This is a genomic window from Streptacidiphilus carbonis (assembly GCF_000787775.1).
In the GTDB taxonomy this organism is placed as follows: domain Bacteria; phylum Actinomycetota; class Actinomycetes; order Streptomycetales; family Streptomycetaceae; genus Streptacidiphilus; species Streptacidiphilus carbonis.
This window is the reverse complement of sequence record NZ_BBPM01000043.1, coordinates 13830-35491: the sequence shown is the minus strand read 5'-3', so window position 1 is coordinate 35491 and position 21662 is coordinate 13830. Positions and strand designations below refer to the sequence as shown.

General features: G+C 71.4%; 24 protein-coding genes, 1 tRNA gene and 1 pseudogene. 18 read left to right on the top strand and 8 right to left on the bottom strand.

All coding sequences use genetic code 11. From position 1 onward, the window contains the following. Positions 1-10 precede the first annotated feature (10 nt). Both TR46_RS27350 and TR46_RS27345 read left to right on the top strand, forming a co-directional pair. A complete protein-coding gene (locus tag TR46_RS27350) occupies positions 11-1171 on the top strand; it encodes an SPFH domain-containing protein (protein WP_042406102.1) in 1161 nt (386 codons plus the stop codon). 62 nt (positions 1172-1233) lie between these two features. Further along, entirely contained in the window at positions 1234-1434 is a 201-nt protein-coding gene (locus TR46_RS27345; RefSeq protein WP_052433134.1) for an STAS domain-containing protein, read from the top strand. A gap of 138 nt (positions 1435-1572) precedes the next feature. On the opposite strand, the gene TR46_RS27340 is transcribed toward TR46_RS27345, so the two are convergent. Then, entirely contained in the window at positions 1573-2553 is a 981-nt protein-coding gene (locus tag TR46_RS27340; protein ID WP_042406101.1) for a sigma-70 family RNA polymerase sigma factor, read from the bottom strand. A 172-nt stretch (positions 2554-2725) separates the two neighbouring features. Here TR46_RS27340 and TR46_RS27335 point away from each other — a divergent pair, with 172 nt between their 5' ends. Then, entirely contained in the window at positions 2726-3805 is a 1080-nt protein-coding gene (locus TR46_RS27335; RefSeq protein ID WP_042406100.1) for a TolB-like translocation protein, read from the top strand. A gap of 19 nt (positions 3806-3824) precedes the next feature. Here TR46_RS27335 and TR46_RS27330 read toward each other — a convergent pair whose 3' ends face one another. The 3 genes and pseudogenes from TR46_RS27330 to TR46_RS44585 form a co-directional block, all read right to left on the bottom strand. Then, the gene (locus tag TR46_RS27330) at positions 3825-4436 is read right to left on the bottom strand and encodes a hypothetical protein (protein ID WP_236655533.1); all 612 of its coding nucleotides are present in this window, start codon (positions 4434-4436) and stop codon (positions 3825-3827) included. Positions 4437-4537: 101 nt separating this feature from the next. Beyond that, entirely contained in the window at positions 4538-4963 is a 426-nt protein-coding gene (locus TR46_RS41410; RefSeq protein WP_042406099.1) for an STAS domain-containing protein, read from the bottom strand. Further along, positions 4960-5145 (bottom strand): annotated as a pseudogene (locus TR46_RS44585) (DUF6126 family protein); the annotation flags it as partial. The pseudogene TR46_RS44585 and the gene TR46_RS41410, both read right to left, overlap by 4 nt. A gap of 145 nt (positions 5146-5290) precedes the next feature. On the opposite strand from TR46_RS44585, the gene TR46_RS27320 reads away from it, so the two are divergent. Beyond that, positions 5291-6265, top strand: coding sequence for a magnesium transporter CorA family protein (locus TR46_RS27320; protein ID WP_042406098.1), 975 nt, complete (start codon positions 5291-5293; stop codon positions 6263-6265). Positions 6266-6441: 176 nt separating this feature from the next. On the opposite strand, the gene TR46_RS27315 is transcribed toward TR46_RS27320, so the two are convergent. Further along, the gene (locus TR46_RS27315) at positions 6442-7086 is read right to left on the bottom strand and encodes a GTP-binding protein (RefSeq protein ID WP_084718970.1); all 645 of its coding nucleotides are present in this window, start codon (positions 7084-7086) and stop codon (positions 6442-6444) included. Positions 7087-7417: 331 nt separating this feature from the next. On the opposite strand from TR46_RS27315, the gene TR46_RS27310 reads away from it, so the two are divergent. Together TR46_RS27310 and TR46_RS27305 are read left to right on the top strand one after the other, a co-directional pair. Continuing rightward, positions 7418-7714: a type II toxin-antitoxin system VapB family antitoxin gene (locus tag TR46_RS27310; protein ID WP_030253738.1), complete on the top strand. Its 297-nt coding sequence runs from the start codon at positions 7418-7420 to the stop codon at positions 7712-7714. Between the two features lie 161 nt (positions 7715-7875). Continuing rightward, complete coding sequence (locus TR46_RS27305) at positions 7876-8601, top strand: LytR C-terminal domain-containing protein (protein ID WP_052433133.1); 726 nt, start codon at positions 7876-7878, stop codon at positions 8599-8601. Between the two features lie 99 nt (positions 8602-8700). Here TR46_RS27305 and upp read toward each other — a convergent pair whose 3' ends face one another. Then, positions 8701-9339 carry a uracil phosphoribosyltransferase gene (gene upp, locus TR46_RS27300; RefSeq protein ID WP_042406095.1) on the bottom strand — a complete coding sequence of 213 codons (639 nt, stop codon included), beginning with the start codon at positions 9337-9339 and terminating at the stop codon, positions 8701-8703. A 148-nt stretch (positions 9340-9487) separates the two neighbouring features. On the opposite strand from upp, the gene TR46_RS27295 reads away from it, so the two are divergent. The 5 genes from TR46_RS27295 (at position 9488) to TR46_RS27275 (ending at position 12487) form a co-directional block, all read left to right on the top strand. Further along, a complete protein-coding gene (locus TR46_RS27295; RefSeq protein WP_042406092.1) occupies positions 9488-9757 on the top strand; it encodes a hypothetical protein in 270 nt (89 codons plus the stop codon). A gap of 256 nt (positions 9758-10013) precedes the next feature. After that, positions 10014-10520, top strand: a complete 507-nt coding sequence (locus TR46_RS27290; protein ID WP_236655531.1) for a tRNA adenosine deaminase-associated protein — start codon at positions 10014-10016, stop codon at positions 10518-10520. A 43-nt stretch (positions 10521-10563) separates the two neighbouring features. Beyond that, a complete protein-coding gene (gene tadA / locus TR46_RS27285; RefSeq protein WP_236655530.1) occupies positions 10564-11097 on the top strand; it encodes a tRNA adenosine(34) deaminase TadA in 534 nt (177 codons plus the stop codon). A 33-nt stretch (positions 11098-11130) separates the two neighbouring features. Further along, positions 11131-11217, top strand: a tRNA-Ser gene (locus tag TR46_RS27280). 364 nt (positions 11218-11581) lie between these two features. Beyond that, positions 11582-12487 (top strand): YwqG family protein, encoded by a 906-nt coding sequence (locus TR46_RS27275; protein ID WP_152626698.1) that lies wholly within the window; start codon positions 11582-11584, stop codon positions 12485-12487. Between the two features lie 122 nt (positions 12488-12609). Here TR46_RS27275 and TR46_RS27270 read toward each other — a convergent pair whose 3' ends face one another. Next, positions 12610-14634 (bottom strand): cellulase family glycosylhydrolase, encoded by a 2025-nt coding sequence (locus TR46_RS27270; RefSeq protein WP_084718969.1) that lies wholly within the window; start codon positions 14632-14634, stop codon positions 12610-12612. Positions 14635-14983: 349 nt separating this feature from the next. On the opposite strand from TR46_RS27270, the gene TR46_RS27265 reads away from it, so the two are divergent. From TR46_RS27265 to TR46_RS27240, 7 genes are all read left to right on the top strand, one after another. Continuing rightward, positions 14984-15457, top strand: coding sequence for a SigE family RNA polymerase sigma factor (locus TR46_RS27265; RefSeq protein ID WP_236655538.1), 474 nt, complete (start codon positions 14984-14986; stop codon positions 15455-15457). Further along, on the top strand, positions 15457-16311 hold the full coding sequence (locus TR46_RS27260) for a hypothetical protein (RefSeq protein ID WP_042406085.1): 855 nt from the start codon (positions 15457-15459) through the stop codon (positions 16309-16311). Before TR46_RS27265 ends, TR46_RS27260 begins: the two co-directional genes overlap by 1 nt. An 82-nt stretch (positions 16312-16393) precedes the next feature. Next, positions 16394-17467, top strand: a complete 1074-nt coding sequence (locus TR46_RS27255) for a lactonase family protein (RefSeq protein WP_042406083.1) — start codon at positions 16394-16396, stop codon at positions 17465-17467. A 446-nt stretch (positions 17468-17913) separates the two neighbouring features. Beyond that, positions 17914-18078: a hypothetical protein gene (locus TR46_RS43250; protein ID WP_169790673.1), complete on the top strand. Its 165-nt coding sequence runs from the start codon at positions 17914-17916 to the stop codon at positions 18076-18078. A gap of 39 nt (positions 18079-18117) precedes the next feature. Further along, complete coding sequence (locus TR46_RS27250; RefSeq protein ID WP_042406080.1) at positions 18118-18411, top strand: Dabb family protein; 294 nt, start codon at positions 18118-18120, stop codon at positions 18409-18411. Positions 18412-18567: 156 nt separating this feature from the next. Next, positions 18568-19401 carry an RNA polymerase sigma factor SigF gene (locus tag TR46_RS27245; RefSeq protein ID WP_042406078.1) on the top strand — a complete coding sequence of 278 codons (834 nt, stop codon included), beginning with the start codon at positions 18568-18570 and terminating at the stop codon, positions 19399-19401. 208 nt (positions 19402-19609) lie between these two features. Further along, positions 19610-20494, top strand: coding sequence for an RNA polymerase sigma factor SigF (locus TR46_RS27240; protein WP_042406077.1), 885 nt, complete (start codon positions 19610-19612; stop codon positions 20492-20494). Between the two features lie 174 nt (positions 20495-20668). Here TR46_RS27240 and TR46_RS27235 read toward each other — a convergent pair whose 3' ends face one another. After that, the gene (locus tag TR46_RS27235) at positions 20669-21538 is read right to left on the bottom strand and encodes a tyrosine-protein phosphatase (protein WP_052433131.1); all 870 of its coding nucleotides are present in this window, start codon (positions 21536-21538) and stop codon (positions 20669-20671) included. Between the last annotated feature and the right edge of the window lie 124 nt (positions 21539-21662).

The following is a 21662-nucleotide window of genomic DNA, read 5'->3' as shown; positions in this document are numbered from 1 at the left end:
GACGCGAAGGATGTTCGGTTACAGGGTTCCCGCCCCCGACGAGGCGATGCTGATCTCCGGTGGCAGGCGCGGCATGGGGGACGCGCCGTTCCGCGTGGTCACAGGGCACGGGGCGTTCGTGCTCCCGGTGTTCCGGAAGACCCGCTTCCTGACCCTGGCGATGTGCGAGGCGGAGGTCGCCGAGACCTGCGTGACCCGCCAGGGCATCGCGCTGACGGTGCGGGCGGTGATCGCTTTCAAGGTCGGCAACGACAAGGAGAGCATCGTCAACGCCGGCCAGCGCTTCCTCTCCGACCAGGACCAGATGTCGATCCTGACCGGGCGGATCTTCGCCGGCCACCTGCGCTCCATCATCGGCTCGATGACGGTCGAGGAGATCGTGACGGAGCGTCAGAAGCTGGCCTCCGAGGTGCTGGAGACCTCCAAGACCGAGATGGGCACGATCGGGCTGACCGTCGACTCGCTGCAGATCCAGTCGATCGACGACGGCCAGACCGGCTACATCGCCGCCATGGCCGCCCCGCACAAGGCCGCCATCCAGCGGCAGGCCCAGATCGCCCAGGCCCAGGCGACCCAGCAGTCGGTCGAGGCGCAGCAGGCGGCCGAGCGGAACCAGGCCGAGTACGCCCGGCAGACCGCGGTGGTCCGGGCCCAGTACTCGGCCGAGGTGGACCGGGCCCAGGCCCAGGCCGCGCAGGCGGGTCCGCTGGCCCAGGCGCACGCCCAGCAGGAGGTGCTCGCCGCACAGACCGAGCTGGCCCAGCGGGCGGCCGAACTGCGCCAGCAGCAGCTGGTCGCCGAGATCGTGAAGCCGGCCGAGGCCGAGGCCGAACGGATCCGGGTGCTCGCCCTGGCCGAGGCCAACCGGATGAAGATCCAGGCCGAGGCCGCCGCCTCGCACGACCGGGTGGCGCTGGACCGGATGCTGATCGACCAGCTGCCGCAGATCGTCAAGGAGGCCGCAGGCGGCCTCCAGGGCGCCAATGTCAACGTCCTCAACGGCGCCGACGGCCTGGGCGAGATCGCCGCCGGACTGGTCGGCCAGGGGCTGACCATCCTGGACTCGGTCCGGCAGAACCTCGGCTCCTCCAACCGCGCCGAGAAGGAGGAGCGGGAGAACCGGGACGGCAACGGCCCGCGCCCGCTGACCGGCCGCGTCGAGCTGGACTGACCCGCCGCGCCCCGGGCTCGCCGCACCGATGAGGCAGGGGCGGTCCGAGGGTCTGTCCAGGTATGGACACTCCGCGATGGCTGCTGTGCGATGTCAGTGACCTCACCGACCCCGACCTCGGCGACCTCGGCGCGCTGGCGCGGCTGCAGCTCACGGCGCGCCGCGGGGGCGGCGAGCTGCGCCTGGTCGGGGCGGGCGCGAGGCTGCGCGAGCTCATCGACCTGGCCGGCCTCACCGAGGAGCTCCCTCTGGCCGACTGCTGACCCACCTGCGTGGTTAGTCGCGCACCCCGCGCCCCTGGGTAGCTGCAACTTGCCCACCATGGGTCAGTTGCAGCCCCCGGGGGGCGCGGGGAACTGCGCGGCCAACCCGCTACGGTCCGCAGTCGACGATCCACAGCGTTACGGCTCCAACCGCGGGGGCAGCCCGAACAGCGGGAACAGCGCGTCGGTGTCCAGGAAGCTGTTCAGCCCGACGATCCGCCCCTGCGAGATCTCCAGTACCTGCAGCGCCCACGGCGCGAACCCGCCGTCCGGGCTCGGCCGGTACTGGCCGAACGCCGGGGCGCCGTTGGCCGGCACCGGTATGAGCCGCGACCCGCGGCACCCGTGGCCGGGGCCCAGCATCCACCCGCGGATCTCCTCCGCGCCCCGCAGCCACATCGCGAACGGGGGCATCGACAGCACGGCCTCCTCGTGCAGCAGCAGCACCAGCGCTTCCATGTCGTAGCTCTCGAAGGCCCGGACGTAGCGGGCCAGCAGCGCCTGCTGCTCGTCGTCCATCGGCAGCACCGGGTCGGTGGCGGCGGGCTCGCAGGCCGCCAGCGTCGACCTGGCCCGCTGCAGTGCGCTGTTCACCGACGCCGTGCTGGAGCCCAGCAGCTCGGCGACCTCGTTCGCATGCCAGCCGAGCACCTCACGCAGGATCAGCACCGCCCGCTGCTTGGGCGCGAGCCGCTGCAGCGCCGCGATGAACGCCAGCCGGACGGACTCCCGCTGGGCGGCCACCTCCGCCGGGTCCGCCGCCTCGGCCACCACCCGTCCGTCCGGTACCGGGCCGATCCAGGTCACCTCGGGCAGGACCGCCTCCGAGGCGGTCGCCACCGTGACCGGTCCGCCCAGATCCATCGGCCTGGCCCGGTTGTTGCGCCCCTTCAGCGAGTCCAGGCAGACGTTGGTGGCGATCCGGTACAGCCAGGAGCGCAGCGAGGAGCGGCCCTCGAAGCGCTCATGCGCGCGCCAGGCCCGGACCATCGTCTCCTGCACCGCGTCCTCGGCCTCGAAGAGCGAGCCGAGCATGCGGTAGCAGTAGCCGGTCAACTCCCGGCGGAAGCGTTCGAGCTGGAGCTCGAGCGGCTCCTCCGTCGTCGTTGGCTCCGCCATGGGACCACTCCTCTGCCTCGCTGCGACGCCTCGGTCCGACGAACGTATACCCGTGCACTGACAAGGGCCGGTAAGCATTGTTGCGGGTCTGTGACGCGTGCCACACGAATGCCGGACGTTCAAAGGCCACTCTTTGCCTGTGCCCACGACACGGACATCCTTGGGGGATCGGATGAACACCTTTCGCACGGCTGCTGTCGGACTCACGGCCGCGATCACCGGCGGTGCCCTGCTCCTGACCGGATGCGCCTCCACCACCCGGGCCTCGGTCGCCGCCGGCGCCGGCTCCTCCTCGGCCCCGGCGTCGGGCGCACCGTCATCCCCTCCGTCCGCCTCCTCGCCGTCGTCCGCGCCCTCACCATCGGCCCCCTCGCCGTCCGCGTCGACCGGGTCCTCCTCGGGCGCGGCCCCGGGCGGCGCCCCCGCCGTCCCTGTCCGCAACGGCACCGCCGGCAACCGGCTGACCATCAGCAACGGCACCACCAAGGTGGTGATGAACGGCACCGTGGTCGACTTCGGCACCGTGGTCCGCGACCTCGCCTGGTCCCCGGACGGCAGCAGGGCCGCGTTCATCGACGGAGCCGGCAACCTGGACACCGCCAACGCCGACGGCAGCGGGCGGGTCATGGTCGCCCGCGCACCCTCCGGCGAGAACTGGTCGCACCCGGTCTGGCGGGTCGCTGCGCCGGACAGCAGCGTCGGCAGCCCCGGGGTCGACGAGATCCTCTTCGCGGCGTCCCAGGGCGGGAAGACCGTGCTGAAGCAGGTGGCCCCCGCCGGTGGAGCACCGGAGCTGCTCACCATCCCGTTGACCGACGACTTCGGTCCCGGCGGCAACCCGCTCCCGCAGACCGGCAACACCTGGCCGACCACCGGCGGAAGGGCCGGCACGGTGCTGTACGCCAACGGAGGCACCGGGGACGTCTACATCCGCGACGACAACATCCGCACCGCGGCCGCGAAGCTCACCATCGGGTCTGAGCCCGCGATCTCCGCCGACGGCGGCACCGCCGTCTTCGTCCGCTCGGTCAACGGCCACGACCACCTGTTCGAGGAGTCGGTGCAAGGCAACCGGGTCGCCAGGGACATCACCCCGAACGCCACCACCGACTACACCGAGCCGACCTGGTCCCCGGACGGCCGAACCATCGCCGCCCGCACCCCGGCCGGCATCGCCACCCTCCCGGCCGACGGCTCCGCCGCCCCGACCCTGGTCTCCTCGGCCGCGGGCCTGCCCGCCTACCGCGGCTGACCGGATCCGTGAATACCCGTCACCCGGCATCACCCGATCGCCTGGCGTCGAGTTCCGCCTGCAGCTCCGGCAGGTGGGACTCGGCGTTCTCGTGCGGCAGGAACTCCACCAGGTCCAGGAAGCGGAACAGCACCTGGGCGCCGGTGACGGCGTACTCGTAGTCGGCGAAGCCGACCACCGCGCCGGTGCCGCCCCGGGCCGCCCCGCGCACCACGTGCGCCGTCAGCTCGTCCGGCCGGCCTCCGGCCGACTGCTGGGACGAGATCCCGCGCCGGGCGTTGGGCCGGGCCAGATAGGGGCAGACCATCGAGGCGTAGAGCATGCAGGCCCGGTGCCCGGGTCCCTCCATGGTCGGCGCGAGATTGCGGTACGGGCGTCCGGCCGCCAGCGCCTCGGCGATCGCCGCACTCTCTCCGGCGCCGACCACCCGCCACACCGGGCCTCTGGGCATCAGCGTGTTGCAGACCGAGCACAGCCGACCGTTGGCGCAGTCGCCGGACCGCTGGTAGTCGGTGAGCGCGAACTGCGGCTGCCCGTCCTCCCAGGGGGTGATCGCGGGAACCGGGTAGCCGCGCGGATCGCGGGGCCTGGCCTGGACGGACGGCGGCATGGGGACGGCTTCGAAGCGCACAGGCCATGCCTATCAGTCCGGCGCCCCCGGGGAACAGGACACGGTTCGACCGGTCCGGGCAGGTCGATCCGGGCAGGACGATCCGATCCGGTCGGGTCAGGTCAGGCCGGCTGCTCCAGCCAGCCCGCGCTGCGCCAGTTCTGGTGGCCGCCCTGGTGCTCGGCCTCCGAGCGCGCCCGCTCGGACGCGGTGGCGGGGTGCGCGGCCAGTGCCGCCTCCAGGTCCGGGTGCACCGGCAGACCCTGCAGCTCGGGTATCAGCGCGCTGCCGTCCCCCTGCGGCAGCGCCGCCAGCTCCACGGTCCGCTGCTGCACGGCGAGCCGCTGCACCGCGTCCCGCAGCGCCGCCTGGCCCTGCGGGGACCACCCGAGCAATGCCTTCAGGTCGACGATCAGGGGTCCGGTGCCGCGCGCCAGGGCCCAGCCGACCGCCCCGGCGAAGCGTGGCACCGACTCGGCGCCGAGGTAGCCGGAGACCGCCAGCACGCCGACCGAGGGGCCGTCCTGGAAATGCCACTGGATCGTCATGGAGGGCCTCCGGCGCAGGTGGGGGACAAGGTGGGGGCGTGGTGGGGGGCGCGTGTCCGGCGCTGCCCGGATGCTTCCCAGTGGCTCCGGTTACCGAGGCAGAACAGCAGCATCGCGAAGCCGGCGAACACATGGAAGCCAATCACATAGTTCCCGGCGCGAACCCAGACCCCCGTGCCGGCCCGCCGTCCACCCCCTCGGAGCCTTCGTCCTCAACGCTCATGGCGATCGTCCCCGCTGGTCTCCTGGAGGTGTTCCGGACTGTCGAGCCTATCCCAGCGGGGCGGGTCCGACAGGAGCCACAACCCCGCCCCCTATCCTGTCGGGATGGCTCGAACCCGGCTGTACCGCAATGGCACCCTGGCCCTGGAGAACTTCCCGGCACAGGACATATCCGACTATGTCTGCGAGCCGGACTGCACCGTGTGGCTGGATCTGTGCGATCCCGAGCCGGCCGACTTCGACCTCATCGCCGAGGAGTTCGGGCTGCACGAGCTGGCCGTCGAGGACGCCCGGCACGACCATCAGCGGCCCAAGCTGGACCGCTACCGCAGCCACCTCTTCATGAGCGCCTACGCGGTCCGCACCGACCCCGACGACGGGACGCTGCAGACCAGCGAGATCGCCGTCTTCGTCACACCCAACGCGCTGATCACCGTGCGGAAGACCGGGCACTTCGACATGGACCGGGTGGTGGCCCGCTGGGACGACTCCCCCGACCTGGCCAAGGAGGGCGTCGGCTACCTGCTGCACGGGCTGCTCGACTACCTGGTCGACGGCCACTTCAACGCGGTGCAGGAGCTCGACGAGCGGATCGAGGAGCTGGAGGAGCTGCTCTTCGAGGACGGCCGGGCCGAGGTGCAGGCCGTCCAGCGGCGTTCCTACGAACTCCGTAAGAACCTGGTGCGACTGCGCCGGGTGGTGCTGCCGATGCGCGAGGTGGTCAACACGCTGCTCCGCCGCGACCTGCACACCGTCAGCGACGCGATGCTGCCGTACTACCACGACGTGTACGACCATGTGCTGCGGGCCACCGAGTGGACCGAGTCGCTGCGCGACCTGGTCAGCTCGGTGATGGAGACCAATCTCACGGTCCAGGGCAACCGGATGAACATGATCATGAAGAAGGTCACCAGCTGGGCCTCGATCATCGCCGTCCCGACCGCGGTGACCGGCTTCTACGGCCAGAACGTCCCCTACCCGGGCTTCGGCACCGAGGCAGGCTTCTGGGCCTCCACCGCCGTGATGATCGTCCTCTCGGTCGCCCTGTACCTGGGCTTCAAGAAGCGCGACTGGATCTGACGGAACTCGGCCGCGGCACCTGCCGGGCCAGTCGCGCACGCAGTCTGAACAAGCACGGCCCCCGCGCCCCTGGGGGCTGCTACGGAACCGCGCTGGGTGCGTAGCACCTGCGCACGGGCGTGGCGAACTGCGCGACAAGCCGCCTACGGTCAGCAGCCGAAAGCCGAGCCCCCGCCCTACCGCGCCAACGCCCCTTCTTTCCGCTGCGCGGCGATGCGCCGGCTGATCACCCGGTCCATCAGCGCCACCAGCACGTCCCGAACGGAAGCGCGGTCCCTGGCATCGCAGTGCACCACCGGCACATCCGGCCCCAGCCCCAGCGCCTCCCGAACCTCCTCCAGCTCGAAGGCCTCCGCGCCGTCAAAGCGGTTCACGGCCAGCACGAACGGCGCCGCCCGCTCCTCGAAGTAGTCCACCGCGGGGAAGGACTCCTCGATCCTGCGGGTGTCGACCAGCACCACGGTGCCCAGCGCACCGCCGACCAGGTCGTCCCAGAGGAAGGAGAACCGGTCCTGCCCCGGGGTGCCGAAGAGGTAGAGCACCAGTGAGGCGTCCAGGGTGATCCGGCCGAAGTCCAGGGCGACCGTGGTCGTGGTCTTCCCCTCGACCCCGTCCAGCGAGTCGACCCCCACCGAGACCTCGGTGATCGCCGCCTCGGTGTCCAGCGGCTCGATCTCGGAGATCGCACCGACAAAGGTCGTCTTGCCGACCCCAAGGCCGCCGCTGACCACGATCTTCGCGGCCAGCGGCACCTGGGACGAGGCGTCGGGCGACCCCTTCGGGCCCCGGTCCCTGCTGCGGTTCTCAAAGAGCCCGGACATGGTCCCTGATCCTCTCCGTCACACCGAGCGGCACCCCGACCCCCGCGGCCGCCTCGGCCACCGACTGCGGGGCTGACAGATTGTCACAACCCGTCGGTGTTCGAACTCCAGGGGCGCGAAAAGAGATCCAGGCGTTGCCGTCACCAGCTCCTCCGGCCGCGGGCCGAGTGGGGCGCGGCGGCGTGCGCCGGGGCGCAGAACACTCGCAGGGGTGACTCCAGTCAAGGAACCTTCCCAAATCCGCAGCAAAGCCCCAGGTGGGGGCTGGGCCCCGGATAACGGCCCAGCATCCCTGCTGCATCGCACCCCGGTGGCCAGGTAGGCTCTCCGTGTGATCTTCAAGCGCATCGGCAACGGGCGGCCCTACCCGGATCACGGCCGGGTCAGCACCCGTCAGTGGGCGGACGTGGCCCCGCGTCCGGTACGCCTGGACCAACTCGTCACCACCAAGGGGCAGCTCGACCTGGAGACCCTGCTCGCCGAGGACTCCACCTTCTACGGCGATCTCTTCGCCCATGTCGTGAAGTGGCAGGGCGACCTCTACCTGGAGGACGGCCTGCACCGCGCCGTGCGCGCCGCCCTGCAACAGCGTCAGGTCCTGCACGCACGCGTGCTGGAGATGGACTGATCGGGTGCCGTTGCACCCTTTCGGGTGCCCTGCTACGCCAGATGATGATCCTTTAGTACGCAGAGTCGAGCGACCGCACTAGTCTGGGAACAGCAGCCCCACAAGCTGCCCGACCACCAGTCCAGACGAGCCCGGAGCACAAGGGGGCACCCGCGGTGAGCATGCTGACTCCCCCTGGCCTCAAGGGAAAGCAGTACCGGGTCACCGGTACGACCTATCCCCGGCTGGCCCGGCCCAACACCCGGCGCCGACGCATCATGCAGAGCGTCACCGGGGTGGTGGTGCTGGCCGTGCTGGGCTTCGGCGCCTTCCAACTGGTGGACGTCTTCGGCGGCGGCCACAAGAAGGCGGGCGCGGCGGGCTGCACCCGGACCTCCACGGTGGCCGGATCGGCCGACAAGGCCTCCGGCGCGGCCTCGCCCGCACCTTCCGGCTCCGGCCACCAGACCGCCGCGCCCGGCTCACCGTCCGCTGCGGCCCCGGTGGCCGCCTTCGCCGCGCTGGTCCCGGGCGCCGTCCCCAAGCCCGCCGCGGTCACGGTCAACGTCTACAACGCGACCGACCGGGTCGGGCTCGCCGGGCAGACCGCGGCGGCGCTGAAGAAGCGCGGCTTCACCATCGGGAAGATCGGCAACGCCCCGGCCCCGCTGCAGAACAAGGTCGCCGGCAGCGCCCAGATCACCGGCGGCAAGGCCGGCGCCGCGATGATGACCGTGCTGGGGACCGAGGTCAGCGGCGCGCACCCGGTCACCGACACGCGCAACGACACCACCGTGGACCTGGTCCTCGGCAACGGCTTCTCCGCGCTGGCCACCCCGGCTCAGGCGGCCCAGGCGGTCGCCCTGGCCAGCAGACCCAGCCCGTCCGCCACCGCCGCGCACTGCTGACACCGCGCCGCGCGCACGCCTCCAGGGCGTGCGCGCAGCCGGTTCTCAGCCGGTCCCCGAGCCCCCGGGCCCCTAGCTCCAGCCCCTGGTCCTTGGTTCCTAGTCCCCCACGGTCCCGTAGAGCCGGTCGCCCGCGTCGCCCAGGCCGGGGACGATGTAGCCCTGCTCGTTGAGGTGGTCGTCCACCGCCGCCGTCACGATGGTGACCGGCAGGCCGACCAGTTCCTTCTCCAGCACGGCCACCCCCTCCGGGGCCGCCAGCAGGCAGATCGCGGTGATGTCGTCGGCGCCGCGCTCGATCATCAGCCGGATCGCCGCGACCAGGGTCCCGCCGGTGGCCAGCATCGGGTCCAGCAGGTACACCTGGCGACCGGAGAGGTCGTCCGGCATCCGGGTCGCGTAGGTGGAGGCCTCCAGCGTCTGCTCGTTGCGCACCATGCCCAGGAAGCCGACCTCGGCGGTGGGCAGCAGCCGGGTCATCCCGTCCAGCATGCCCAGGCCGGCCCGCAGGATCGGCACCACCAGCGGCCGGGGGTAGCTCAGCCGGGTACCGGTGGTGACCGCGACCGGCGTGGTGACCTCCACCGGCTCGGTGCGCACGTCCCGGGTCGCCTCGTAGGCGAGCAGGGTCACCAGCTCGTCCGCGAGGCGGCGGAAGGTGGGCGAGTCGGTGCGCTCGTCGCGCAGCGTGGTGAGCTTGTGCGCCACCAGGGGGTGGTCCAGGACATGAATCCGCATGAGGTGACATTAACCGAGCCAGGACCCCCGGACGAGCTCCCGTGCCCGGCCCGAGCAGCATTTCTGTCATGCCCCCGCTGAACATGTGTCCCTCCGGCTCCAGTGGGAAGGTGAGGGGGACGAAACCACCCGGATCGGAGGGGCAGGCATGGCCGACCAGCCCGCAGACAGCGTCGGACCCGAGCAGCGCTCCAGCCCCGCGACACGGTCGAGCCCCGCGACACGGTCCAGTCCGGAGGCACGATCCAGCCCGGAGGAGCAGCTCGACCCGGAGACGCCCGCGGAACGCCGCCGCCGCCGGGCGGCCTTCCTGCGCGAGCTCACCGAGGCCCGCGAACTCCAGGCCCGGGTGCACCCGCGACGCACCAAGACCGAGCGGATGCGACAGGCCGTAAGAATGCGCACCTTCAGGATCTGACACCCCATCCGCTCCGTGCTGTTACCGCAACTCACCGAAGTGCCACCCCCCGTGCGCGACACGACCAGCGAAGACGCACAGCAGAACACTCCCCGGAGCGGCCCGCTTTCTGTCACGATGCCGATGGGGCGTTCGCACGGACCCCTGGAGTCCGGACACGCGGAGCAGCGGGTCCGGTCCCTGTGGCCAAGACCTGGGAGAGTCGCTGGTGGCGTACTTCGCTGCATTGCTCGCTCGCACCGAGGACGGGTGGGACGTGAGCGAGACCGAGCTTGACGACGTCGAAACCCTCGCTGACCTGGCTGACCTGGCGCGCGAGGCCGCGGAGGACGAGGAGACCGTGCTGGTCTTCATCGAACAGGAGGACGCCTGGTTCGCTGTCGTCCGGGTGGACGGTGAAGAGGACCCGCGCATCTTCGTCTCCGACGCGGCAGCCGCCTCGCGCAGCGCCTACGGCGAGATCGTTCTCACCGACGAACTGTTGGGGCGTGACTCCGACGCCGATCTGGACGCCCTCGTGGTCGACCTGGACGAGGAAGCCTCCGCGGCAGAGGACGAGGACGAGGACGACGACGAGGACGCGGCTGTCGATCCCGACGGCGTACCGACGGGCCCGCTGGGCGACGCCGGGCTGCTGATCGAGTTCGGCGTCGGCGCCAAGGAACTGATGGACATGAGCGTCGAGGGCTCCGTGCCCGGCGACGCCCTCACCGAGATCGCCGACGCCCTGGGCGTGGGGGACGTCCTGGAGGCGGTGCGGTAGCGCAGCGGGACGGGGCCGGTCGCCGGGCCACCGGTACGGGAGAATGAGCACCATGCAGCACGCCTTCGCCCGCACCGGCCCCCGGCCCGACCCGCTCCGCGACCCCTGGGCGCCCGCCATGCGGCTTGCCCTGGCCGAGGCGGATCTCGCCCTGCCCAGCGGCGACGTCCCGGTCGGCGCGATCGTGCTGGACCGCGACGGCACCGTCGTCGGCCGCGGCCACAACGAACGCGAGGCCGTCGGCGATCCGACTGCCCACGCCGAGATCCTCGCCGTCCGCGAGGCCGCCCGCTCGGTCGGGGAGTGGCGGCTGACGGGCTGCACGCTGGTGGTCACCCTGGAACCCTGCACCATGTGCGCGGGCGCGCTGGTCCTCTCCCGGCTGGACCGCGTGGTCTACGGCGCCTGGGACGACAAGGCCGGCGCGGCCGGCTCGCTCTGGGACGTGATCCGCGACCGCCGCCTCAACCACCGCCCCGAGGTGGTCCCCGGCGTCCTCGCCACGGACTGCGCCACCGCCCTGACCGCCTTCTTCGACACCCACCGCGCCTCGGCGCCCCCGGCTGAATCCGTTTAGGAGCACTGCCCCACGTCCGGTAGGCTGTCCCACGGTAGCGTGTCCGAGCGGCCAAAGGAGCACGCCTCGAAAGCGTGTGTGGGGGCAACTTCACCGTGGGTTCGAATCCCACCGCTACCGCTCTGAGCAGGACAGACGTGAGGCCCCGACCGGCGACGGTCGGGGCCTCACGCGTTCCAGTCTCAATCGAGTTCCCAAGGAATCCTCGGTGCATCGCCGGCGGCAGCGCCGCCGAACGATTCGAAGGTGGCTTCACGACTCATACGGACTCGACGGCGTCAGTACGGAGACCCTGAAGCACGTCACCCGCCGCGCCCCGAGCTTCCACACCTGGCAGGACCCGCACTGGCTCCCCCTGCGCCTGCCTGCCTGTGCCAGGGGGACCGTGTGCTGGTGCGGCAGCAGAACACACGGCAGACGGCCTGTCAGCGGCGGGCGTTAGCATCCGGTCATCGGTCGAGCACCATTGTCAGGAGCCCCGCCCATGTCCCGCACTACCGCGCCGCGTCCCGTCGACGTCGAGCAGGAGTACCCGGCGCTCGCTCCACTCGCACTGCCCGCGATCCGGCTGCATCCGCGGAGAGGTGAGCCGACGGCCTCTCAGAGCTCGCTCGGCGGGATGTTGCTGTGGCCCGCTGACGAGCCTTGGCCCATGTGCCCGTATCCGGTGCACGAGCGCTCCTGGGAGTCGGACTTCACCGATCCGGTGCCGCTGGTCCCCGTCGTGCAGTTGTTGACCAGTGATGTCCCCCAGCTCCCGCACCCTGCCGGTGCCGACGTGCTTCAACTGCTCTGGTGCCCGTACGACGAGGCACACTCGCTGCACGAACCGGTACTGCTGTGGCGCGACTCGGCCGCGATCGGCGAGACCCTTTCCGCCGCGCCCGCACCGCAGCCGCTGGCGTACGGCCTGCACGTACCGATCCCGTGCACCGTCTCCCCCGAGCAGGTCGTCGACTACCCCTACAAGGACGCGCCCGAGGAACTGCTCGCCCTCTTCGAGGAGCACGACGCTCCCTACTTCGAGGAGGAGGTGGACGACGGCCGCAGCATGTGGGAGGTGCTCCAGGTGTTCGGCTGCAAGGTCGGCGGCTACCCCTTCTGGACCCAGGACCCGCAGTGGCCCGACTGCTCCGGCTGTGGCAGCCGCATGCAGCACCTGCTGTGCCTCATGGGAGACGAGGGCGACCGCCACTGGATACCCCGGGAGGAGTGGGCCACCGCCGGCTACACCGGCGGCCCGGAGGCCCCCTCTGCGACCGGAACACCTGCAGCCCAGGCCAACCGGCACCCGCTTGACCTGACCTTTGGCGACAACGGCAGCTTCTTCATCTTCGCCTGCACCGACTGCCCTGACATGCCGACAGCCATCGACTCCGACTGCCACTGACACGGACAGCGCGTGGCCGCCAGACCCATGTTCGACACCAGGTCGGGCACCGGCGTCGGCAAGGGGGCCGTCGGCGCCAACGCCTAGGTCGGCGACCTGGACGGATACTTCGGCCGCTGAGCTCAGCCGGTGCCCGCCCAGGAGGCCAACTCCTGGGCGGCGGCTGTGCGCTGGGGCACGGAGTCGGGGGCCGCCGCGGCTATCAGGGCGTAGTGGAGGGTGCCGGGCTGGGTCGGGGTGGAGAGGAGGAGGCGGTAGGTGCCGTCGCCGGACTCGTCAGGGGCGACCGCGACCGGGTGGTCGGCGACCTGGCCGGTCGCGGTGTAGGCCGGGAGGCCGCGGAGGGTGGCCAGGTCGGAGACGACCGTGGTGGTGGCGGGGTCGAAGGCGGCCGGCAGATGGAGTTCGGTGGGGGCACCGGTGCTGCCGGAGCGCCAGGTCAGCACCGCATAGGGGCCGCCGGTGGCGAGCAGCGCGGCGACGTTCGGCATGGTGCCGGGGACGGTGTTCCAGCGCATGGTGGTGCCGCTGTCGCGGGAGAGGTCCTCATAGGTGAAGGCGAGGGCGTCGCCGGAGACGGCGCGCGGGTAGACCCGGTCGACCAGCCGCTGGTCCACCCGGAGGGCGACCCCGCCGCTAATGCTCTGCTGCACGATCGAGTAGTCCTCGCCGTTCCAGCCGTCGCCGGTGGTCTCCACCTTGCTCGGGTTGTCGTTCATCAGCTCGTGGTGCCGTCCGCTGTAGACGTCCCACTGCCACTGGGTGCCGGAGAGCACGGTGCCGGTGGTCGCCCCGTTCGCGGCCGCGCCCCACCAGGCGGCGCCGGTCGCGGTGGAGTCCAGCGCCTGGTAGGTCGCCTTCTCCACGCTCGGCCCCTTGTCCGAGGTGTAGCCGGTGAGCGGGTAGCCGAACTCGGTGACCGCCAGAGGGCTGCCGAGCGCCGCGGCCCGCTGCCGGAATCCGGCGAAGGTGGAACTGTACTGGCCGTCGGCGGCCTTGCCGAGCATCAGGATGCCGCTGAGCGCCTTGGCGTCGTAGTAGTGCGTGTTGAAGACATAGCCGCTGCCCAGCGAGGACACCAGCGGGAAGCCGCCGGGCTGCGAGGTGCCGCCGACGTTGACGTTGACGTTCCAGAAGGCCAGGGGTTCGGCCCAGGCGGTCTTGGACTGCCAGCCCGCCGTGTCCATCGCGGCGCGGAAGCGCTGGTAGAAGGGCCAGAGCAGGTCGCGTTCCCAGGTGGTGCTGGTCTGGCCGGAGTCGTAGCTGCCGGCCGAGGGCTCGTTGAACGGGTCGACCCCGACGATCCGGGCGAAGTCGCTCGCGGCGAGGTGCGTGCGCAGGTAGGTCATGGACGCCTGGGCCTGGTCGAGGAAGGCGGTCTGCACGCCCACCGATCCGGCCGAAGTGGTCAGCGTCCGGTTGTGCCAGAAGTCGTGGAGCGCGTCGGTGACCGCGGCGTTGGTGAGGTAGTTCTGGCCCCAGGAGACGCAGACCCCGCAGGACTCGGTCGGGTAGCCGCCGGCCGCGACCACCCAGGCCGGGGCGCCGTCGCCGGTGTACCAGCTGCCCTGGTTGAACAGCGCCCGGGAGTAGAGGTCCTGGTGATAGTCGATCAGGACCCGGATGCCGCGCGAGGTGAAGGCCCGGATCTGGTCGGCGAGGGACGCCAGGTAGGCGGTGTCCACCCCGGCCGGGGTGGGTTCGGCACCGGCCCAGGACACCGCCAGCCGGATCAGGTCGGCGCCGGTGAGCCGGCGCATCGCGGTCGCCGCGATGTCGGCGTCGGCGCGGGAGGCGAAGGGGAGGTAGCCGTTCTCGGCGAGCTTGGTCTCACCGGAGACGTTGAATCCGCGCAGCACCACCTCGCGCCCGTAGCCGTCGCGCAGTACCGGGGCGCCACTGGCGTCGGTGGCGACGACGACCTGGTCGGCGGTGGCGGTGTCGAACCAGAGCGGGGTGGCGGCACCGGCGGCGGAGCTGCGGGTGGCCCCACCGACCTGCGCACCGGCCAGCAAAGCGGCGGCGAGGGCCAGCGCGGTCGCCGCAGCCGCGGCGCGGCGACGGCTGCGGCTGCGGCTGCGGCTGCGCCGTAACGGGGTGGGCGGGGATGCGGCGGACGGGGGCGAGGAGGGTGAATTGGATGCCATGGACGCGACAGTCGCACCGAACCCGCGAAGGCGGAAGAGAACGGGACTCACAGCTTCCGACTCCGCCCGCGAGCACGTTACTGCTGGTCAGAAGGGTGCTCCCGGGGCAGGGGTGAACCCTGGTACGACAAGGCGTACCGCCCGCTGAGGCGGGGGCGTGCAACCTGTTCGGCGGGTGCGGAGTACTGGTGGGTGGAGGTTCGGTGCGGATCTCCGTTCGCCTCACTCACCTTCGCCCGCTGGGAGCAACGTGCAACAGACAGCCGTCAGAGCCGCCCGAGACCGTACGGAGGACCGTTCCGGAGCCCGGGCGGACCGGGGGGAGGACGACGCCCGGTTCAGCGCGTTCGTGGCGGCCCGGTGGAGTGCGCTGGTACGGACGGCGTATCTGCTCACCGGCGACTTCCACGAGGCCGAGGACCTGGTGCAGACCACGCTGGCGAAGGCCTACCCGCAGTGGCGCCGGATCAGGGACGACACCGTGGCCGGCTATATGCGCCAGGCGCTGGTCAACAACAACCGCAGCCGGGTCCGCCGACGGCGGGTCGTCCAGCTGCTCACCCCGTTCCTGCCGGACACCTCCGCACCTGCGGACGCCGACCAGGAGCCCGACGTGCTGGTCGCGGCGCTCGCGGCGCTGCCCGAGCGGCAGCGGGCCGTAGTGGTGCTGCGCTACTGGGAGGACCTCAGCGTCGAGCAGGTCGCCCATGAACTCGGTTGCAGCACCGGGACCGTGAAGAGCCAGGCGTCCCGCGCGCTGGCCCGGCTGCGTACCGACCCCAACCTCGCCGGACAGGCCGACGACCTCCTTGGAGCCCTGTGATGACCGATCCTCTCCGCTCGGCGCTCGCTGACTCCGCCAACCGTCGGACGCCCCGCCCCGCGCCCGTCGTCGACATCCTGCGGGCCGGACGGGCCCGACGGACCCGCCGACGCGCCGGACTGGCCGCGACCGCCGCCTGCGCGGTGGCCGCCGCCGTCGCGGTACCGCTGACCCTCCCGGGACCGCAGGTCGTGCAGGCCGCCGCCGGCACCGGCCGGGCCACCGCCTCGTCGGTCCCGGCGCCGCAGACCGTCGTCCTGGGCAAGGGCGCCGCCGGCGGCCGGACCTGGTGGGTGCTCGCGGTCTACTACCCGGTCGCGCCGAGCGGCTGCAGCGACCTGCCGGGCTTCCCTGCCGAACCCGCGCTCTCGGACGGTCCGAGCAGCAGCGGTGCGGCCCGGAACAAGTCCGGGGACGCGACCGGCGCCATCAGCACCAGCGGTGCCAGCGGTGCGGTCGGTACCAGCGGTGCCGGCGCCCCCACGGCGGGGAAGGCGCAGGCGAAGGGCTACTCCGCCTTCACCGTCGGGGCTTCCACGGACGGCCGGACTATCGCCCAGCTGTTTGAATGCGAGGCCAACCCGTCCGGATGGCACCCGGGTTCAACCGGCATGTACGGCGACAGGGGGCTGGACAACGCCGGCAGCGCCCGGGTCTTCACCGGGCAACCCGCGAAGTCCGTCGTCAGCGCGACCATGACGCTGAGCGACGGCTCCACCCTGACCACCCGGGTCGCCCTGCTGCCGGGATCCAAAGCCCCCGCCTACGCGTTCGTCGTCCCGGGCAACCTCCAGGAGAAGTCCCTGGACGAGTACAACGCCCAGCACCACCTCGTCAGCCACCAGAACCTCTGACGGGAGAGGGTGGCCGAATCGCGGCGGCGGTTCGGCCACCCCCTACGGGCGCCGATCGCGCCGGTTCGAGGACACTGATGCCATGACTGCGCTCCCCGCCCCCACCGGCGTTCTCGTCCACACCGGCTCCTACACCCCGGACACCGGCGGTGAGGGTGTCGGCCTCGCCGCGCTGCGGCTCGATCCGGAGACGGGCGGGGTGGCGGTCGACGCCGCGCTGCCGGCGATCCCCGTCAGCGGCGCCTCCTTTCTGGCCGCCCACCCCTCGGGTGAGGTCGTCTACAGCACCAACGAGTCCGAGACCGGCACCGTCAGCGCCTTCGCCCAGCGGGCCGACGGCACGCTGACCCCGGTGGGCTCCCCGCTGTCCAGCGGCGGGGCCAACCCCTGCCACCTGAGCGTCCACCCCGGCGGCCGCTGGCTGCTGACCGCCAACTACGGCAGCGACGGCGTCCCCGGCACCGTGGGCGTGCACCGGCTGGACGCGGACGGCTTCCCGGTGGAGCTCACCGACGTGGCGGTGCACAAGGGCAGTGGCCCGGTCGCCGGTCGGCAGGAGGGCAGCCATGCGCACCAGGTGATCACCGACCCCGCCGGCCGCTTCGTGCTCGCGGTGGACCTGGGGGCCGACACGGTCTTCGGCTACCGGCTCGACACCGCGTCAGGAACACTGGAGCAGGTCGCCGCCAACCGCCTCCGGGCCGGGTCGGGGCCGCGCCACCTCGCCTTCGCCCCCGGCGGCGAGCTGGCCTGGATGGCGGACGAGCTCTCCTCCTCCGTCACCGGCCTGCGCTACGACCCCGCCGCCTGCACCTTCACCGAGGTCTCCACCGTCCCCGCCACCACGGCCGCGGACGTGCCCAACCAGCCGGCCGGCATCGTCGCCTCCCCCTGCGGCCGCTACGTCTGGGTGGCCAACCGGGGCGCGGAGACGGTCGCCGCCTTCCGGGTCTCCGGCGACGCCCTCCAGCCGATCGCGGAGACCCCCAGCGGCGGTGCCTGGCCCCGCGGGCTCGACCTGGTCGCCGGACACCTGCTGGTGGCCAACCAGCACAGCGGCACGGTCGCGGCCCTGCGGATCCTGGACGACGGCGCCCTCGACCAGGCCGCCCCGTCAGCCGCCATCCCCTCGGTGGTCTGCACCCTGGCGCTCTGACGCCCCAGGCATGCCGCAGCCCCCTGCGCCCGGGTGGTGACCATCGGTACCCGGGGAGGGGGCTCGTGCTCGGATGGAGGGGGGAGCGGCCATGGGGGGACAGGCCGCTCCCCCGGCGGAGTCCCACAACCGGCCGTCGCGGTCGGGGGGAGTGCCGCGTCGGCCGGTCCCACAGCGGGGACTCCGGTCCGTGTACCGGGAGGTTCCTGCCAGACCCGCTCGGTACACCTTCTACTCTCCTGCACGGAGGGCCCCGGCGCACGTGGCGAGCGGCCCCTTCCGGACGGACCTTGGTCCCTTCGGGTTCACCGCGCCCTTACAACGAGCAGTCCTGACAGAGGTGCCGAAGGGGCGGGTGGGACCGGCCCGGGAATGGCGAACACGGGCGAAGGCGGTAGCACTAAGCTTCGGCCATAGGAGTGGGGCGCTGGGAGGCGGGCGGGGTCATGGGGCAGGCGAAGAAGATCGCGATGTATCTGCTGGTCATCTTTGTGCTCTATACGATCATCACGTCACCGGTGCGGGCGGCTGACCTGGTCCAGGTCGGCTTCACCGGCATCTCCAGTGCGGCCAAGTCGGTGGGGACGTTCATGTCCAGCCTGGTCAAGTAACCTCGGGCGGTCGAACACCACCTCCCGAGGAGTCATCACATGATCCGCCACCTGGTCCTTTTCAAGCTCGATGACGGCGTCGCCAAGGACGAGCCGCGGGTGCTCGCGGGCGTCGAGGCGTTCGAGGGGCTCGGCGAGCAGATCGACGAGCTGCGCGAATGGCAGTGCGGTTGGAACCTGACGGTTCGAGACATTGCGTACGACTATGCGATCAACAGCCTGGTGGACGACGCCGAGGCACTGCAGGCCTATCTCACCCACCCCGCGCACCAGGCCGGCGTCGCCCTCTGGCGCGAGTTCGCGACCTGGGTGATCGCCGACATCGAGGTCTGAGGCCGCCTGGACGGCGACCCCGGATGCCGCCCCGAGATCAACACACCCATATGTGGTGCTTGCCCGAATAGCATCCCTCTTGTGATGCTATGACCGGTTTGCCAGATGGTGGACTGGGGCACGCGTTGCGCCTCCATGGAGCTCGCGAGGGGTGGCGTGTCGGTGCAGACACAGGGGAGCGCAAAGGACGAGGGTGATGCGCCGGCGGCGCCCGCGCCGGTCGACTCCAGCCGCGTGGACGTCCGCACCCTCACCCGCGTGCTCTTCGAACGGATGGCCGAGCTCACCCCCGGAACTGCGGAGTACGACCATGTCAGGGCCGCGCTGATCGAGGTCAACCTGCCGCTGGTGCGATACGCCGCGGCCCGCTTCCGGGGACGCAGCGAGCCCATGGAGGACGTGGTGCAGGTCGGCACCATCGGGCTGATCAACGCCATCGACCGGTTCGACCCGACCCGGGGCGTTCAGTTCCCCACGTACGCACTGCCGACGATCCTCGGCGAGATCAAGCGGTACTTCCGCGACAACGTCCGCACCATGCACGTCCCGCGGCGGCTCCAGGAGCTGTGGGTCCAGGTCAGCGCCGCCATGGAGGACCTGACGGTCGCCCATGGCCGGATGCCGAAGATCCCGGAGATCGCCGCCAGCCTGCGGATCCCCGAGGAGGACGTCCGGGCCTGCCTGGACGCCGGCCGCGCCTACAACGCCACCTCGCTGGAGGCCACCCAGGAGCATGACGGCGGCCTGGCGCTGCTCGACCGGCTGGGCTACGAGGACTCCGCCCTCACCCATGTGGAGCACAGGGACATGGTCCGGCATCTGCTGGTCCAGCTGCCGGACCGGGAGCGACAGATTGTGATGTTGCGTTTTTTCGGCAATCTGACGCAGTCGCAGATCAGTACCGAGCTCGGGATGTCGCAGATGCACGTATCCCGGTTGCTGGCACGGATCTTCGCCCGGCTACGCAGCAGCAACGCCTGGGAGACCTGATTCCGGAGCCCGCCGCGGGCCGTCCGCAACCTGGTGACATTCCGTCACATTCTGTTCCATAGCCCGCATTGCAGCGCGTTACCGTCGCGTGACGTCTGGTCGTGTTGGGGTTTGCGATGGATGCTGAGCCGGTATCCCAGTGGAGGTACATCGAGTCGTCGCCTTGTCGACTCGGGCAGCGGCGGTTTTGTCACCATGAGGGGGTAGCGTGTCCGTTGAACTGGGCAGCCCTGAGGTTCACTCCCACGCAGCAGTCCTCCCCGCCCCCCGGGCGGCAGAGGTCGAGAGCACGGACGTCGAAGTCACCGAGGCCGTGATCGAGGCGGAGGCCGGGCTCGACACCCGCTCCCTCTCCCGCAGCCTGTTCCAGCGCTTCGCCACGCTGACCCCCGAGCACTCGGACCACCCCTACGTCCGGGACACCCTGATCGAGCTGAACCTCCCGCTCGTCCGCTACGCCGCGGCCCGCTTCCGCAGCCGCAACGAGCCGATGGAGGACATCATCCAGGTCGGCACGATCGGCCTGATCAAGGCCATCGACCGGTTCGACAACGAGCGCGGTGTCGAGTTCCCGACCTTCGCGATGCCGACCATCATCGGCGAGATCAAGCGGTTCTTCCGCGACACCAGCTGGTCGGTGCGGGTTCCGCGCCGGCTCCAGGAGCTGCGGCTCTCGCTCACCCGGGCCGGCGACGAGCTGGCCCAGAAGCTGGACCGCTCGCCCACCGTCGCCGAACTGGCCGCCTGCCTGGGCGTCAGCGAGGAGGACGTGGTCGAGGGCCTCGCCGTGGGCAACGCGTACACCGCGAGCTCCCTGGACACCACCCCGACCGACGAGGACGGCGACGGCCCGCTGGCGGAACGCCTCGGCTACGAGGACACCGCGATGGAGGGCGTCGAGTACCGCGAGTCGCTCAAGCCGCTGTTGGCACGGCTGCCGGCCCGCGAGCGTCGCATCATCATGCTGCGGTTCTTCGGGAACATGACGCAGTCGCAGATCGGCGAGGAGATCGGCATCTCGCAGATGCATGTGTCGCGGTTGCTGACCCGGACGCTGGCGCAGTTGCGCGAGGGCTTGATCTCCGAGGGCTGAAGGTACTGCGAAACGTGCGGCGTGTGCATGGCTTGTCGCGCAGTTCCCCGCGCCCCTATGGGACTGCAACTGAACCACAGTGGGTCAGTTGCACCCCCCAGGGGCGCGGGGAACTGCGCGACAAGCCCGCTACGGTCCGCACCCTGCAACGCTGCAGAACCGCTTCAGCCCGCTTCAGCCGTCCAGCAGGTTCTTCCGCAGGGCGGCCAGCGTCGCGGCGTCCAGACCGAGCCCCTCGGCGAGGAACGCGTCGAAGTCGGGCCACCCCGCCGCGACAGCGGCGAACGCGGCGTCGAGGTAGCCGGCCTCCGCGCGGATGACCGGGAGCATCAGGGTCGGGTCCGACATCACGCCCCTGGCGTCGAACACCTCCATGATCCGCTCGATCAGTGCGGCCGAGCGCACATTGGTCAGCAGGTAGTCCTCGTAGACGGTCTCGCGGTCCACCCCCAGCGCGGTCAGCACGATCGCCGCGACCCACCCGGTGCGGTCCTTGCCCGCCGTGCAGTGAAAGAGCAGCGGGACGCCGTCGGGGTCCGCCAGCAGCCGGACCGTGCGGGCGAACATCCCGCGGATCGCGGGGTCGGTGACGAACCAGCCGTACATCTCGGTCATGATCCGCTCGGCGCCGCCGTCGCCGAGCAGCGCGTGCTGGGCGGCGGCGTCCTGGCCCGCGAGCACGTCCCGCAGCGCGATGTAGATGTCGTGCTCGGCCGAGTACACCGGCAGGTGCACCAGCCGCACCGGAGCGTCCGCGCCGGCCGGGACGGCCTCCGGCAGCCGGTCGCTGCCGTTCTCCTGGACCTCGTTGAGCCCGCGCAGGTCCACCACCTGGCGCACCCCGAGCGCGGTCAGCACGTCCAGGTCCCCGTCGGCGAGCCGGTGCAGCGCGTCGCTGCGCAGCGCGACCCCGGTGCGGACGGTGCGGCCGTCCGCGGTGCGGTAGCCGCCGAGGTCTCGGGCGTTGGCGGCGGCCCTGAGGCCGAGGCTTCGGGCCCGGATGTCGTCGCGGTGGTCTGATGAACTCGATGACGACTCGGTCACGTCGGTTGTCTCCCCTGCACCCTGTACACCCTGTTCGCGTGCTGCACGGTCAGCGCACGTGCAGGGCCCAGCACAGCACACCGCCGACCGGCGTGCCCCTGCGGGGTGGGCGGCGCCGGTCGGC